The sequence below is a fragment of the Corynebacterium jeikeium genome, from assembly GCA_003955985.1.
Classification (GTDB): Bacteria; Actinomycetota; Actinomycetes; order Mycobacteriales; family Mycobacteriaceae; genus Corynebacterium; species Corynebacterium jeikeium_D.
On record CP033784.1, the window covers coordinates 2,436,539 to 2,452,083 of the forward strand.

A 15,545-nucleotide genomic window follows, 5' to 3' on the forward strand; every position below is an offset into this window, starting at 1 on the left:
ACGAGGCTCCTACGATTGCAGGCGGCGCCCATTTGCGTCATAGGCGTAGGAGCCGCTACCGACGAGAATCAAAATGAACTCGATAAATGCCCAAATGCTGACGCCGATAATGAGGAAGAAGCCAACCAGGAAGATGGCGGTAATCCAGCCGAATACCGTCAGTGCTAGCTGAATAGCACCACGCGAGTTGTGCCCCAGGTAGAAATTGTGAACACCCAGGGTGCCCAGGAAGAAAGCAAGCAGAGCCGCTGCAATCTTGGACTTATCCGAGACAGGGGACCCTACGACCCCGTAGCCCTGGTGCGGGTTCGGGCCGCCGAAGCCAGCGGAATACGCCGGCGCCTGCTGGTTTGGGTAACCACTCTGATACGGGTTCGAGTACCCGTTGTGGAAATTGTGCTGGCTCGGGTCCTGATAGCCCTGCCCCATGTTCGGCTGCTGCGATGGGTACGGATCCGAGTACGGCATACCGGAGCTGTAAGCACCCGAGCTGTTAGCGAACTTCCCCTTGGACCTCGGCATACCGTCTTCGTCGAAATCTCCATATGGGTTTGTCGGATTCGTCATTGCACCCTACCTTTTCGCCTAGATTTCCCCGGTCATGAACAGCAGTTCCTTGGGCGATAATAACCGGTTCCGTCAGACTGCTTCCTGCAACTTCGTCAATTTCTTTCGAAATTTTAGCGAAACTGTTGTTTTGAAACATTAAACACCAGTTCTTGAGCAAGATTCTAACAGCAAGTCCCCGTCGGGGGCGTCTCGCACATTTTGAGCTGCCCCCTACCGCGCCAGCGATTGCTCAATCAGTTCGCGAGTCCAGCCCTCAGTCCAGGCCAGCGGAGTCGTCCCCGAAATTGCCACATCATTCGTGGCGTAGGTCGCGTGCGCACCCGCGCCGGTAATCATCTCCTGCGCTCGTGCAATCGCATCGGCCACTCCCGGAGGCACATCACAGAAGGAGTCCGATGGCACGCAGACATTCTGGACCTTGTCATTAAGAGGCCCAAAGCCGTCTCGTGGACCGCGCATCGTTGCGCCCGGAACCACAGCCTGCACAATGCCGCCAAGCGGCTGCAATGACAGCTCGACGCCCACACCAGCCAGCGGAACGCCCTGGTTCACGCCCTGATTGGGGTCACGCCGCGGGTCGCCCAACAGAGCCACGCCCGCGATGCGCTCGGCCGGAACTACACCGCGGCCATTGCCGATGTCAGAGGCCAAATCACCTGCGATAGCTGCCCCCTGGGAGAAGCCCATCAGGACGAAGTCCGTCAGCGGACACTGCCCGTGCAAGTCAGCCATTTCCTTAGCGGTGACATCGCGCCCGACTGCCTGCGAATCATCGTAAGTGAGTTGGTCGGGCAGCTGATGCGTCTTAATCTGTGCCGGGTACGGCGTAGTCCAGACCTTGACATCGCCCTCCGAGTAGGACCCTGAGATCGAGTTCGTCAGGCCAAGCAGCAGCGAATGCGGGTTCGCGGTCGGGGCCATCGGATCATCGTCAGCACGCGATTCCGCAGTTCCGGGCACCGCGATAACTTCTACCGCCGGGCACCACTCGGGTTGTTCGGCCAGAACCCCACCATCGTCACCGGGGGTCGGTGGGGTTTGACCGCCTTGGTCGTCGTTAAGCCATTGCACTACGCCGAAGCCAATAGCGGCCACCAGCACAATGACCGCCAGAATTGTCACCACTTTACGCATGAGTGCTAGCAATACGCCTTTTTAGCGGAGCTTGCAATAGTCTTCGCCACTTCCTCAGCGCTTTCCTGTGAGCGCCCCTGTGCGACCAGCTGTCCGGCAATCGCCAGCGCGATGACCTGACGCTCCTCCTCCGGTGCGTCTGCGCATGCCGCGCGACCTGTGCCGATGAGCTGATCCTCCACCCCAGCAACATCAATTCCCGCTTTTTCCAGCGCTTCGAGGTATGAATCATCCGCCTCACTGAGCTTCATCTGTCCATCGGGCGCTTCGTCCACGCGCTTAGCTTGGGGATCTGTGATCTCCGGCGCAGACTTTTCGCTCGACTTCGGCGCAGAAGTCTTCGTGCTTGACGACGTCGTGGAGGTCTTCGTAGTCGTCGACGAGGTGACCTCCGAAGACTCCACTGTGGAACTGCCACAGGCGGCCACTCCGAAGGTCAGCAGCGCAACAGCTGTGGTTGTAGCCAGTGTCCGGAAGGACTTGTTCATGGACATTTGTCTATCCCTTATTCAGTGCCCTGCTTTGGTTGGCTTACTTGTCATCACCGTTGTCGGCGGCTGGGGCTGGTGCTTCTGGCTTATTGCGCTCTTCAACAATCTTGCCGTTGAGCTGGCGAATCCAGCCACCCTCGAACTGCTGTTCAAGACCGCCGGCCTTGACTGGCTGCAGTGGGCCGACCGGGTAACCGAACGGGCCATTTTCGTAGCCAGTGCTGCCCCAGTGGTCAGTGATGTCGTTGGAGCGCACCGGCTGTGCACCAGTTTCCGGAGTCCAGTAAATGGCACCGTGTTCGAAGCGCTGGAAAGCGCCGCGGGCGAGCTTGACCTCGTCGCCGTCGACAGGCAGACCCAGATCGGACTCAGCGCCACCGAGCTCCTTGTAGACACGGCCGATTTCACCACGCACGATGCGAGGTTCTTCGCCGCCGATCTTGACGATGGTGCCACCCTGGAAGTCCTGGGCGACACCGCCCGGAATATCGCGGTGGTTGGCGACTGGGTAGCCCAGCGGACCGGTCTCGAAGCCGGCCTTGCCCCAGACGTTCATAATGTCGCCGGTGACTTCGTGGGCTCCGCCTTCCGGAGTCCAGTAAATCGAACCCTTTTCGAAGTGAACGAAGCGTCCCGAGCCATCCGGCGTAGCCAGTTCGTTGGTCACTGGGTAGCCGAGCGGCGAGGACGGACCACCGAGCTCGTTGTAACGCGAACCGATGCGCCCCCAGACCACATGTGCCCCGGAATCCGGGTGCCAGTAGGCGGTACCGCCGGTAAAGTCCTGAGCCACGCCATTCTTGGCGACGCCATACTCATCCGACAGGCAGGTGCCAATTCCTGGCAGCGATGCGACGGCCTTCTCAATCTCGCCGCCTACACGGCAGACCGCGCCACGATCGGACTCCGGCAACTGCAGTGCATCGGCCAGCGTTGGCCAGGCCTGACTGACCTCGAATTGCCAGTACGGCCAAGTGTGAGTACCCGAGCTCCGGAAGTTCACAACCGGCTCGACGCCCTTTTCGCGAGCATTTCGGATGAAGGTCTCACTGGTCATGCGGGAAAGCACTTCCAATGCGTAACCGGTCGGATTGTCCGGCTTCGTCGGATCGATCTGCGACGGCACGTCCCACTCACCGGTGTTGCCGTTACCCGCCGAGATGTACAGCGACATGCCCTTGAGCTTGTCGATGTTCAGCTTCGGATCATTGTCCTTCCAACGCTGCGAACCGAGCGGGCCCCACATCTTCGTCGCGTCATAGCCACCGGTGTTCTTCATCGCCAGAGAGATTGCCTGCGGCATGCCCGGCGAAGTCATATCCAGGTAACCAGAGAGGCTACCGGCAAACTTCCACAGCTCCGGAGAGTGTGCTGCAACGTTGTAAGCACCGGTAGCTCCCATGGAGATACCGATAATGCCGCGTTCATCGTTGCCGCGGAAGCCGTTGGTGATAACCGGCACGAGCTCCTTAGTGATGAAGCTCTCCCACTTGTAGTTCTGACCGTTATCCGGCTGATCCCAGTCAGAGTAGAAGGACGATGTACCGCCGGCAGGCATAACCACCAGGACATTCTTGTCCTCGTAGAAGCGTTCGATATTAGTAGCGCGAATCCAACCGGAGTAGTCATCAAACGATGCCATACCGTCAAGGTGGTAGACGCTCGGGAATGTGCGCTCCTTGTCGCGGTACCAATCGCGCGGCAGCAAAATCTCAACCTGGATTGGCTTCTCCGGCATGGCAGCCGAGCGAATGTGCGCAATGACGTGGTGATCTGTGTACCACTCGACCTTGTCTACGCTGACTCCACTGGGGAGGTTCGCCACTGCGGGAGTATCGACTTTAAATGGCGTACGCTCCGGCCCTGGCATCGGCTTCGGCATACCCAGGCCAGGTAGCTGCGCACCAGCAGCTTGCGCTGCTTCAGCGGCCTTAGCAAGGTCTCCCAGGTCTCCAGATTGCGCCAACTGCCCCTGAACGGCCTGAAGTTCCTCGTAGCTAGGCAGACCTGGCTGAGCTGGCTCGGGAGCCGCCACTGCAGCAGGGGCACCGAGAGCGAGAGTCAACGGTAGTGCCAAAAGTGCGGTCAACGCCCGTGATGACTTCCGGCTGTTGCCGAGTCCACCACGGAGGAATCTAGCGGTTACGCGCATAAGAGGGCTTCCCTTTACAAAGTCGCTGGTTGAAATTATTTGAGACGTTGAGTGTTGCACCGGCACCGATTAGGCACCTGCAGATAGCATCACGCGGCGCTTGAGCTATGCGTTTACCGTTCGGCTTCGCAGAATTACGTAGTGACCAGCAACGTATCCGAAGGTTCCCCTCCTCCGGCGTGCCGCTGCAAGAAGAATCTCACACACGATCTGCGAAACATACGGTATAGCTACCTGAATAGCTTCACCCTTTACTTTAAGGTTCGACTCTCATGTTTACCCTCTTACGGGTAAAAACCGTGGAGACACACGCAAAAGGAACTGAATTCAAGCTTTGACAGCGCAACTCTTTGCGCCCCTCTGTAGGCCGTTACCCACACCTTCCACTCAGCATCCAAACCCGGACTCGACACAGAAAAAAGACCAACCCCACAAAAGGATTGGTCTTTTTCAAAATTGAGACTTCTTAAGAAGCTAGCCCCTTTAAGAAGCCATCCAGCACCAGAGCTAGGTCAGCGCGCCAGAGCGCCCTGAAATAACTACCGACCTAGAGCCCCAGCGCCCCAAGAATGTGCGGGCGAGCAAGCGCGGCATCACGGCCCCACAGCTCCCACGAGTGGATACCGTTCGGGCTGTAGACAAACTGCGCATTGAGGCCGGCAGCGCGAGCGTCCTGCTCAAAGCGCTGCGTCGAAGCGCGGGAGACGGACTCCATTACGGCACGCCAGACAGTGTCAGGGAGCTGCGGCACCGGACGGTTCAAAACCTCCGGGTCACTCCACAGGCTCTGAACACCCTGGGCGGAGGAAACATACATCGGCAGCCCCCGGAGCTGGTCCAGCTGCAGCGATGGATCATGAGCACGCCACTGCTCCGAAGCAGGAACCGGAAGGCCCCACATGCCAGTCGGATTCACTACACCAGTGCTAGCCACCATTGCAGTAGCGCCGGTCGCAACAACTGGGTTGGACATCTGGTAGTAACCGGACAGCGAAGTAACCTGCTTGAACTGATCACGGTGGCGGGCCGCCAGAGAAACCGCCGCAGCCGCACCCATGGACAGACCAGCGATTGCGTTGCGGTTCGGGTTGACACCAAACTCACGCTGCAAATAGACCGGGAGCTCCTGGGTCAGGAAGGTTTCCCACTTCTGGGTCTTGACCCCTTCAGCGGTCACTGCCGGAGCGTTCCAGTCGGCATAGAAGGAGCCGTCGCCAGCAGCCGGCGCAACCAGAGTGATGTTGTCATTGGCAAAAGTCTGAGCAATATGGCCCGACCAAATCCAACCGGACGCACCCTTATTAAAGCCCCACAGACCGTCGAGCATGTACAGGGAGGCATCGCCGCCACCAGTAGCCGCCTTGATCTGAACCGGAATATTGCGGTTCATAGCTGGCGAGAAAACCTGGCAGTACTGAACCCACCAGTTGTATGGATCCCACTCACAGCCTGGGCGCAGTCGATCACGGTTTGGATCAGCACTCGCGTCCTTCGCGGATGCGAGCATGATGCCGCCAAAGACCATCGCAACCGCTACGAGGGCAGCTACGACCTTCACCGTGAAGTTACGACTCACTGCAGTAAAGCTCATCGTTCTCCTCTTTACTTTCGGACTTACCTCCGCGCCAGACTTCTCGGAGGCAGTCGCTTGCGCGAGCTTTCGCTTTTCTGCTTCCAGTTGTGACGCGACAACTGGAGACTCCACAAAAGAATCTCGAGTATGTAACGATACTCAATCGTTTCCCTACAACCAAGTTAAAATCGTAACCATTCCGTAATATTTCTCACATTTCCCGACAAAACTATTCGCCACAAGGAGAAACACTGTTTACCAGCGAGGAATTACAGATTTGTAATTCTGCCCCCGACTGACCCGTAGGACTGACTGAGACATCTAAAACACGCCTACAAGAACCCCAAACACAACCTAAGTACTAACGAGATACAGAAAAAAGCCCATGCACCCCTCGATGCATGGGCCTTCAGCTACCAACCGAAACCGACGAGAAACCGACGAGAACCCGACGGAAACCGTAGTTCGCTTAATGGGAAAAGAACAAGGAACTACCCCAGAGCCGGAACAGCGTAGACAGCGATGGCAATGGACAGCAGCCACAGGACGGCCAGTGCCTGCAGCGGACGGTCCTTGAGCGCAATCTCATCCGGGCTTCCCGCATCACCACGGTCGACGTCGGCTGCGAAGCGCAGGATGGCCACAGTGAATGGAACCATCGAAATCTCGTACCAAATAGCCGAAGTGGACGAAGTGCCCGGTGCGCGCCCCATCTCGAAGCCCCACAGCGCGTAGCTCAGTACCACGGCGGTCGCAGCGAGGGTCCACACAAAGCGCAGGTAAGTCGCGGTGTAACCCTGCAACGACTTACGAATCTTCTTACCTGTACGCTCCGCCAACAGCAGCTCAGCGTAACGCTTACCGGCTGCCATAAACAGCGAACCAAAGGCGGCAACCAGCAAGAACCACTGGGACAGGTTGATGTTGGCAGCAACACCGCCGGCCATTGCACGCAGCATGAAACCCGAGGACACCAGCGCAATATCAATCACCGGCTGATGCTTCAGACCAAAGCAGTAACCGAGCTGCAGCGCAATGTATACAGCCACAACAATTGCTAGCCCCGGCCCCTCAGAGGCAAACCAGGACACCGCAATCGAACCAATAATCAGCGCGACCGCCATAATGTACGCCATGCTCACCGGCAGTACGCCAGCGGCAATTGGGCGGAAGCGCTTGGTTGGGTGCGCACGGTCAGCCTCGACATCGCGGGCATCATTAATCAGGTAAATCGACGATGCTGCCAAGCAAAAGGCCACAAACGCCACCAGGATGTCGACGGTCAGCGTGCCGATCGAACGTCCCGAGTCCATGATCTCGTTGCCGGCTGCCAGTGGAGCCGCAATGACTAGGACATTCTTCACCCACTGCTTCGGGCGAAGCGCCTTGATCATGCCGTCCAGCAGATTCTTCGGCGGATGCCCCTGCGGGTGCGCAGGCTCATCGATACCGGAAGTGTGCGGCTCGGACCCAATCCTTGATTGAGAAGCTTGCCGCTGGTTGGCCGACACATTGGCCAAGTTGTCGTTCTCCGCCTGTGTCACTGTGCATTCCTTTCCGCAATGGAGGGCTGTCCACCCTGGTTATGCTGCGCCTTTTTCGGCTCGATGACCTTATCACCTATCTTGTCCACCGCAAGAGCAGTGGCTGTACCCAGCGCTGCTCCGAGAGCGACATCGGTTGGGTAATGAACTCCCAGCACCAGGCGGGAGAGCATAATCGCCGGCACGCCCACGGCCGGTGCTGCCGGGTAACCCAACTTTGCAATCCCCACCAGCGCCGCCGTCGTCGACGTCGCGTGCGAGGACGGGAAACTCAGCTTGCTTGGCGTACCAACGCCGATTGCTATACGACGGTCATGGGGACGCGGGCGACGGACAATGCGCTTAAGCACCACCGATGCCGCATGCGAGGTAAAGGCGGCCACACCGACCTTTGCCCAGCTAATGCGTCGCTCCTTATCCACCGCCGCCCCGAGGGCAGCGAGCCCCATCCACCCAAGGGCGTGCTCACCGAAATAGCTCATGGCACGCGCGGTGGGCAGCACACCCGGGACGTCGTTAAGCGTGTGCTGAATATTAACGAGAACGTCGGACTCGCCGAACGGATCGCCTTTAATTTTCGAAGACATTCGCCCAGGCCTTCCTACTGGTCAGATCGTCATAGGCTGCGCGGTAGCGTGCCTGCATTTGCTCGAACCGCTCCTCAACCTGCTTTTGCAGCTCCCAGGATTCTTCCAGCAGAGCCTTGGCCTTGTCGCGGTCACGCTGGCGATACACCACGCCACGGCCGTCAGCGGTGGTGACCGTTGCGCCATCCAGACGCGACAGGGAGAACCAACGAGCCTCCAGCGGCGCCAGGTTTGCCTGCGGCACCGCATGGTGCTCGGAGTTTTCCGGGCGCACGCTGTGCAGCAGACCCTTGGCCAGCCAACCGACCTTCTTCAGCTTGCCCAGACGACCACCGACATCCTTTGTCGGAACCCCCGGAATACCGGAGGGCTTTGGCAGATCGCCTGCGCTCGGCAGCACAACCGCGTCGGGGAAGCTCTTACGCAGGGCATTGATACGCGGCAGCGAGGACTCGAGAATATCGAACAGGTGCTCCGGACCTGCCAGGAAGTCCTTCATGGCTTCGTTCTGGATGGCAACAGTGGAGTACTCCAGGCACAGAAGGTGCTTGAAAGTGGCCTTGCGCATGGAACGCACGATACCGGCAGCATCGCCCTCGTGCTGAAGAGCCGCGACAATCAAGCGGTTGCGCAGATGGAAGTACGCCTGCCAGTCAATGGCGTCGTCCTTGTCCGACCAGGCCATATGCCAAATTGCTACGCCCGGCCACGTAGCCGTCGGAAAGCCTGCCGTGCCTGCGCGCAAACCGTATTCGGCATCGTCCCACTTAATAAACAGTGGCAGCGGCTGACCGATTGTCTCAGCGGCGACGCGTGGAATCAGGCACATCCACCAGCCGTTGAACTCAACATCGATGCGACGGTGAAGATCCTTCGAATCGACAACCTCACCGGTTGCGTTAGTGCCGTGCTCCCCGCGATCGCGCAGTGGGTGCGCATAAAAGTCGTGGTCATAGTGGACGTGCGGAGCGGAAGTCCACATGAAGTCATGGCGGCCGATGACTTCACCCATCGAGTGCAAGTGGCTGCGCTCCTGCAGGTTCAGCATCTGACCGCCGACCAGCATCGGGGACTTCGCGAACCGGCCGACAGCAACCGCACGCAGAATGGAATCCGGTTCGATGGCGATGTCGTCATCCATGTAGAGAATGAACGGACTATCGGTCGCACGCTTCGAATCCGAATCCGGACCGCCCAGGGCCTCATACATAATGCGGGAGTACCCGCCGGAACCACCGAGATTTCCCTGCGGGAAAATACGCAGGCGGTCACCAAAGTGCTCGGCGACAGCATCGAAGCCCGGCTCATCTGCCGGGTGCTTAGTGCCCTGATCAGGCATCAAAACAGCATCGATGATGGCATCGACCTCAGAATCCGAGGACAGCGCCTCAAGAGCAGCAACTGCGTCGGTCGGGCGATTGAACGTCGGGATACCGATAGTGACGCGCCCCTCCGGCGCCGGATGCTCTGTGCCGTCCGGGTACGTCTGGCTCGGTGCCTCGATATCGGAGTACCAACCTGCGGAGTGGATTACCACGTCCGTCTCACAGGTGAGGTCAAACCAAATCCAGCCGCCGTCTTCAAACTGCGTCAGCGGTACTGGGATTTCGCAGACGTGCACATCCTTGCCGTCCACCTTGGCTTCCGCGCCTTCAGCCGCCGCACCCAGATCACCGACAACTTCGCCGGTCACGGCGATGCGCGCACCGTCAATCTTCGAACGGTAGATGTCTACGCGCGCAGTACCGGACAGCTCCAGGCGCAGGACAACATTGTCCAGATTCGTCCACCGGCGCCAGTAGCTGGCCGGAAAAGCATTGAAGTAGGTTTCAAAACTAACTTCATCACCCGCCGGAACAGTGGCTGACGTGCGCGAATGCGCTTGCACACGACCGGCATTAGTCTCCGGCTCAACCAAGTAGAGCGAGCGGACATCACGGGGCTCACCCAACTTTGGCAGCAAAATCCGCTGCAGGCGTTCAACGGCAAGGCTTGACGACGTTGTCGGGGTATGTGTCCGCTTTTGTTCAGGCTGTGATGCCATGAGACGTATCAACCACTTTCCGAAAGGTCTACCGGGGGTGTTGCCGCCGATAAGTTACCGACGTTTCTATCTCATAGCATCCTAGTGCCCGTGGCGGATTGCCTCTTGTTGCCACGCTAGCGACAGCCCAGAATGTGAAAGCCCCTACGCGCTGCGGACTATCTGCTGCACATAGGGGCTTTTTCGTTCAGTTTGTAGTTTTAAGCTCCGAGGAAACCTTCGATGCGGGCCTTGGAGTTCTGGAGGTTACGATCCCAGGTCGGCCAATCGTGGATACCGGTCTGCTCGTATTCAAACGTGGCATCCAGACCGGAGGTACGAGCACGCAACTCAAACTCGCGGGTGGACAAGCGGGACAGCGACTCCAGCGCAACGCCGCCGGCCTTCGGGACGACCCGGTAGAGATTCTTCGGGTCACGAACCTCATCCGGAACACCATTTGCCGAGGTAATAACCAGATCCAGCCCCTTCATCTTCTCGACGTTCAGGTACGGATCATTGCGGACACGCTCCGCTGACATAGGCGCACCCCACATGTCGAAGGAGCTGTAGCCAGCCGACAGCTGAGCGGCCTCAATTGCAGTGGTCATACCCGGCGCAGTGGTGTGTAGGTAACCGGAGAAGGCAAGAGCCTGACCGAACTGGTCTCGGTGGTTGTATGCCAACGATAGTGCAGCAGATGCACCCATGGACAGACCTGCAATGGAGTTACCAGTGCGAGAAATGCCGAACTCACGCTCAAGGTAAACCGGCAGTTCCTGAGTTAAGAAGGTCTCCCACATGTTTACAAACGGACCGTGCACACTAACCGACGGACGCTTCCAGTCGGTGTAGAAGCTACCGCCGCCACCACCTGGAATAACCAGGTTGACGTTGGATCCTTCAAAAGTACGTGGGGCGTTACCGTGCTCCACCCAGTCAGAGGCATCAGCCGGGCTACGCAGGCCATCTAGCAGGTAGAGAGCCTTGTTACCACCATTGGCAGAGGCCACAATCTGAACCGGAATATTACGGTCCATGGCCGGCGAATAAACCTGGCACTTCTGGGTGAAGTACTGGTACGAATCCCACTCACAACCCGGGCGCAGCGAGCCTCGGTCACCCGCCGCGCTCGCGGCCGGCGCCATGGTCAATGCAGACGCGGCCACAGCTACCGCGGACGCAACGGCTGCAACCTTTCGACGCCAACCACGGAAAGTAGAGGTGATTTTCACGTGTGCATTCTCCTCACAATGTGCGATTCCCCACGGCCGGTGGGAACTATCAGGCGTGTTTCCGCTTCAGGGAATTACCTTAAGAAACAATAAATCTTCGACAAACTTACCCGCATTCACTGTCGTTTTCCAGCAGAACACGTCGAGACCCCACTTTTCGGCGGGTTCTGGTATCCGCATTTTTACTGCGCAAGCCCCCGCAGCTCGCGCGACTCCCGCGCCCCGCGCCAGGTAATAATCGCGCCAGCCGCCGCGATTAGCACGATGCCCAGCGCCATGGACCAAGTCACTCGGTCACCGGAAAACGCCCAGCCCAGGATTGCACCGATGACCGGGTCCAGTGCAAAGAGCGTGCCGACGACCGCCGCTGAGACAATCCCCGCAGCGATGGTGTCCATCACGTAGGGAATAACAGCGCCAATAAACCCGGAAATAACGATGGTGGCCCACATCGAACCGTCGACAAGCGGTGCAGCGGAAACAGAAAATGGCGCGAGCACGATTGCTGCGACGACCACTGACAGCGCCAGGTCGGGCATGCCGCCGCCCTCGGTGCTGCCCATTCGGGCGGAGAAGAGCGTGTAAGCGCCGAAGAAGATTGCACCGATTGCGGCGTAACCAATGCCGATAATGTCAAGGTCATTGGAGGGCTGGGCAATCAGGGCAACGCCGATGAAAGCGACGATGGCCCATAGGCGGGAGCGCCACATTTTCAGCCCCAGGAAGGACACGACGCAGGGGCCGAGGAAGTCGATGGTGACGGCGACGCCCTGCGGGAGGCGCGCGATGGCTGCGTACACCATCATGCTCATCATGCCCATGGCGATGCCGTAGACCACGATGTTGATGGCGCGGGCGCGGGTCATCCCGGACAGTTTTGGCCGGAACAGAACCACCATAATGATGGCGGCGGCGGTCATGCGCAGGCCCGATATGCCCGGCGCGCCGACCGTGGAAAGCATGCCAGTGACCAGCACGGCTGCAGCCTGGGTACCAAGAGAACCGATAAGAACCAGAATGACAGGTGCCACTGGCAGGGTGAGAAACTTGTTCACACGCTGCAGCAATGGCCCCTGTTGGGGAACTTCGGTTTGGGTTTTCTCACGCGACACTCGCGCAATACTAGCGCGGGAGCCGGAAGCGGCAAATTAGTGCCCGCGCTCCTGCTCGATTGCTTCGCCGTCGTTGAAGAACGGCGCAATCTTGTTGTCGAACATCGACAGTGCGGAGCCGATGGCCATGTGCATGTCCAGGTACTGGTAGGTGCCCAGACGACCACCGAAGAGAACCTTGTTCTCCTGCGCTTCTGCTGCGGCGAGCTTGCGGTATGCCTCCAGCATCTCGCGGTCTTCCGGGGTGTTGATCGGGTAGTAGACCTCGTCGCCATCGTCGGCGAAGCGGGAGTATTCCTTAACAATTACCGTCTTGTCCTTGACGTAATCGCGCTCCGGGTGAAAGTGGCGGAACTCGTGAATACGGGTGTACGGCACATCCGCGTCGTTGTAATTCATCACTGGAGTGCCCTGGAAGTCGCCGGTGTTGACAACCTCCATCTCGAAGTCCAGCGTGCGCCAACCCAGCTTGCCCTCGGCGTAGTCGAAGTAGCGGTCCAGCGGGCCGGTGTAGACGACCGGGGCGTCCGGGGATACAGCGCGCAGTTCGTCGCGCACCTCGAACCAGTCGGCATCGACAACGACGTCAATCTTGTCGGAGGTCACCATGTTTTCCAGCCAGGCGGTGTAGCCGTCGACAGGCAGACCTTCGTAGGTGTCGTTGAAGTAGCGGTTATTAAAGGTGTAGCGAACAGGCAGGCGGGTGATGTTGCCGGCCGGCAGGTTCTTCGGGTCGGTCTGCCACTGCTTGGCGGTGTAGTGCTTGACAAATGCCTCGTACAGCGGGCGACCAATCAGGGAGATTGCCTTTTCCTCAAGGTTCTTCGCGTCACGCGGATCCAGACCATCGGTCTGGTCCTTAATCAGCTGGCGCGCCTCGTCCGGGCTGTAGTACTTGCCGAAGAACTGGTTGATCAGCCCCAGCCCCATCGGGAACTGGTACGCGGTGCCCTTGTACATAGCGAACACGCGGTGCTGGTAGTCGGTGAAGTCCGTGAACTGGTTGACGTAGTCCCACACCCTCTTATTAGAGGTATGGAACAGGTGCGCACCGTACTTGTGCACCTCGATGCCAGTCTCCGGCTCTGCCTCCGAGTAGGCGTTGCCGCCGATGTGGTTGCGGCGTTCGACAACGAGCACGCGCTTACCCAGCTCAGTGGCGGTCCGCTCAGCAACGGTCAAACCGAAGAAACCCGAACCGACCACGATGAGGTCGTAGGTGTTGTCCTTGATGTCCTGTAGGGACTTCGGAGCAAATTCATTGGCAGTGGTGTTCTTTTCGCTACTCACGCCTTAAAACCTATTGCATTTCCATCCGGTTTGCGGGTGTACACGCGGGCTTTACGACGTCCACGTGAGCCCAGCCCAACGTTCGTTTGGTCACATTATTTGATAATTTTCCCAAAATTAACGAAGAAACACAGATGTCTCACTAGATTTTTTTAGTCACACTGGTAACATCCTCCTCAGAATTTTCTGTTGCTTTGCAACTTTCCTTCCTTTCGACCCCGGGTAGACCTCGGGTCGATAACCCTGTACCCCATTTTTTTGGAGCTTTTACCGTGCCAACTCGCCGTCGCATCAATGCCCCGTCGATGGGCCGTCGCACCTTCCTCTATGGACTGGCAGCTACTACTGCCGCAGCTCCGCTAGCAACATGGGGTATTCGCCAGGCCCCTACTCTGGTTGAAAGCCCAGGCGTAGGCCCCATCGCGGCCAAGATCTCAACATCGCCGCTGGTTGACGCTGTCACGATGATGATTGACGACGCAGCCGTCGGCACCCATGCCATTACCGATGCCCTGCACCCGCTTCGCGGATTCGTGAAGGACATCACCCGCGACGAACCGTTCTCCCAGTTCGCACTCACCTGGCCGGGCGATGACAATCTGCAGCTCTACGTTCGCGCCGAGCGCGAAGACGGCAGCTTTGGCCCGTGGTTCCACGCTGATTCACACGGTCCGATGAATAACTCCGGGCAGTCCGGCACCGAGCTGCTGTTCGTTGAGCCCACCCGTCGCGTGCAGGTGTCGACTGTCGGCCTGAACCTCCTCGAAGGCCTGGATCCCCGCAACATCATTGGTATCGACAACCTTGACCCCGCCACTATCGGCGGTTCCCTGCAGGACCTCGTCAGCGCTACGGCCGCATTGTCCCTCAACGCTGTCCAGGCAGTTTTCATCGACGGCGTAGAGCAGGTCGGCGAGGTTATTCAGCCAGTTGCGTACGAGTCGTCGATTGCCGGCGCGCCAAATGTAATCAGCCGTGCAGCGTGGGGCGCAGATGAGTCCATCCGCAGCGGTTCGAGCTCCTACAGCACTTTCAAGGGCGCGTGCATCCACCACACCGCGGGTTCCAATAACTACTCAGAGTCCCAGGGACCAGCCATTGTCCGTGGCATTTATGCCTACCACGCAAATACGCTGGGCTGGGGCGATATTGGCTACAACGCGCTGGTCGATAAGTACGGCAACATCTACGAGGGCCGCTACGGTGGCCTGGACAAGAACATCGAGGGCGCACACGCAGGTGGCTTCAACAACGGCACCTTCGGTATCTCGGTGATGGGCAATCACGACCAGCTGGAGATTCCGGATGCGGCCGTCACCGCACTCGGCGAGATGGTCGGCTGGCGCATGAAGGTCGGTGGCGTCGATCCGATGTCCACCGCCGCGCTGACCAGCGCCGGCTACTCGAAGGCACGCTACAGCTCCGGCCAGACCGTGAACCTCCCGGCCATCTTCGGTCACCGCGACACCGGCTACACCTCCTGCCCGGGCACCTTCGGCTACCAGCAGATGGATGCCATCCGCGCTGCAGCCAAAGCCAAGTTTGATGGTGCCGGTGGAGCGGATATCGCCGGCCGCTCGACGGATCCGAACAACCAGGACGGAGAGGCCGCCAGCATTCCGCCGATTCCGGGCACCGGCGAGTCGGGCGACAACGGCGGTTCCCTCGGAAACGTGGAAACGCCCACGCCAGGCGAGGTTGTTGGTGAGTTTCTAACTGAATCCCTGCCAACCAACCCTGCCGAAGCTACGCAGGCCTGGTTCGCACCTCAGAACTAAGCCCCCGCTTATCTAATCCAGGCATAACCACATCACATTTGTGGTGTAACACCAGA

General features: G+C 58.8%; 12 protein-coding genes. 1 reads left to right on the plus strand and 11 read right to left on the minus strand.

The features are described 5' to 3' along the window. Positions 1-9: 9 nt before the first annotated feature. The 11 genes from EGX79_10735 to glf form a co-directional block, all read right to left on the minus strand. Positions 10-567, minus strand: coding sequence for a TM2 domain-containing protein (locus EGX79_10735; protein ID AYX82605.1), 558 nt, complete (start codon positions 565-567; stop codon positions 10-12). A gap of 213 nt (positions 568-780) precedes the next feature. Continuing rightward, entirely contained in the window at positions 781-1,704 is a 924-nt protein-coding gene (locus EGX79_10740; GenBank protein ID AYX82606.1) for a cutinase family protein, read from the minus strand. Positions 1,705-1,709: 5 nt separating this feature from the next. After that, complete coding sequence (locus EGX79_10745; GenBank protein ID AYX82607.1) at positions 1,710-2,198, minus strand: DUF732 domain-containing protein; 489 nt, start codon at positions 2,196-2,198, stop codon at positions 1,710-1,712. 37 nt (positions 2,199-2,235) lie between these two features. Continuing rightward, positions 2,236-4,347: a hypothetical protein gene (locus EGX79_10750; protein ID AYX82608.1), complete on the minus strand. Its 2,112-nt coding sequence runs from the start codon at positions 4,345-4,347 to the stop codon at positions 2,236-2,238. A gap of 547 nt (positions 4,348-4,894) precedes the next feature. Then, complete coding sequence (locus EGX79_10755; GenBank protein AYX82609.1) at positions 4,895-5,938, minus strand: esterase family protein; 1,044 nt, start codon at positions 5,936-5,938, stop codon at positions 4,895-4,897. A gap of 473 nt (positions 5,939-6,411) precedes the next feature. After that, complete coding sequence (locus EGX79_10760) at positions 6,412-7,431, minus strand: decaprenyl-phosphate phosphoribosyltransferase (protein AYX82812.1); 1,020 nt, start codon at positions 7,429-7,431, stop codon at positions 6,412-6,414. A 29-nt stretch (positions 7,432-7,460) separates the two neighbouring features. Next, complete coding sequence (locus EGX79_10765) at positions 7,461-8,051, minus strand: phosphatase PAP2 family protein (protein ID AYX82610.1); 591 nt, start codon at positions 8,049-8,051, stop codon at positions 7,461-7,463. Continuing rightward, a complete protein-coding gene (locus EGX79_10770) occupies positions 8,035-10,095 on the minus strand; it encodes a glycosyltransferase family 2 protein (GenBank protein AYX82611.1) in 2,061 nt (686 codons plus the stop codon). Before EGX79_10770 ends, EGX79_10765 begins: the two co-directional genes overlap by 17 nt. 200 nt (positions 10,096-10,295) lie before the next feature. Next, positions 10,296-11,309: an esterase family protein gene (locus EGX79_10775; GenBank protein ID AYX82612.1), complete on the minus strand. Its 1,014-nt coding sequence runs from the start codon at positions 11,307-11,309 to the stop codon at positions 10,296-10,298. A gap of 182 nt (positions 11,310-11,491) precedes the next feature. Continuing rightward, entirely contained in the window at positions 11,492-12,364 is an 873-nt protein-coding gene (locus EGX79_10780; protein ID AYX82813.1) for an EamA family transporter, read from the minus strand. A 93-nt stretch (positions 12,365-12,457) separates the two neighbouring features. Next, a complete protein-coding gene (glf, locus tag EGX79_10785) occupies positions 12,458-13,654 on the minus strand; it encodes a UDP-galactopyranose mutase (protein AYX82814.1) in 1,197 nt (398 codons plus the stop codon). A 329-nt stretch (positions 13,655-13,983) separates the two neighbouring features. Between glf and EGX79_10790 the strand changes: the two genes are divergently transcribed. Further along, positions 13,984-15,489, plus strand: coding sequence for an N-acetylmuramoyl-L-alanine amidase (locus EGX79_10790; protein ID AYX82613.1), 1,506 nt, complete (start codon positions 13,984-13,986; stop codon positions 15,487-15,489). Positions 15,490-15,545 lie beyond the last annotated feature (56 nt).

Coding starts and splice junctions, on each gene's coding strand:
- EGX79_10770 (AYX82611.1), bottom strand. CDS start 10,095: ATGGCATCACAGCCTGAACAAAAGCGGACACATACCCCGACAACGTCG.
- EGX79_10765 (AYX82610.1), bottom strand. CDS start 8,051: ATGTCTTCGAAAATTAAAGGCGATCCGTTCGGCGAGTCCGACGTTCTC.
- EGX79_10750 (AYX82608.1), bottom strand. CDS start 4,347: ATGCGCGTAACCGCTAGATTCCTCCGTGGTGGACTCGGCAACAGCCGG.
- EGX79_10755 (AYX82609.1), bottom strand. CDS start 5,938: ATGAGCTTTACTGCAGTGAGTCGTAACTTCACGGTGAAGGTCGTAGCT.
- EGX79_10740 (AYX82606.1), bottom strand. CDS start 1,704: ATGCGTAAAGTGGTGACAATTCTGGCGGTCATTGTGCTGGTGGCCGCT.
- EGX79_10735 (AYX82605.1), bottom strand. CDS start 567: ATGACGAATCCGACAAACCCATATGGAGATTTCGACGAAGACGGTATG.
- EGX79_10745 (AYX82607.1), bottom strand. CDS start 2,198: ATGTCCATGAACAAGTCCTTCCGGACACTGGCTACAACCACAGCTGTT.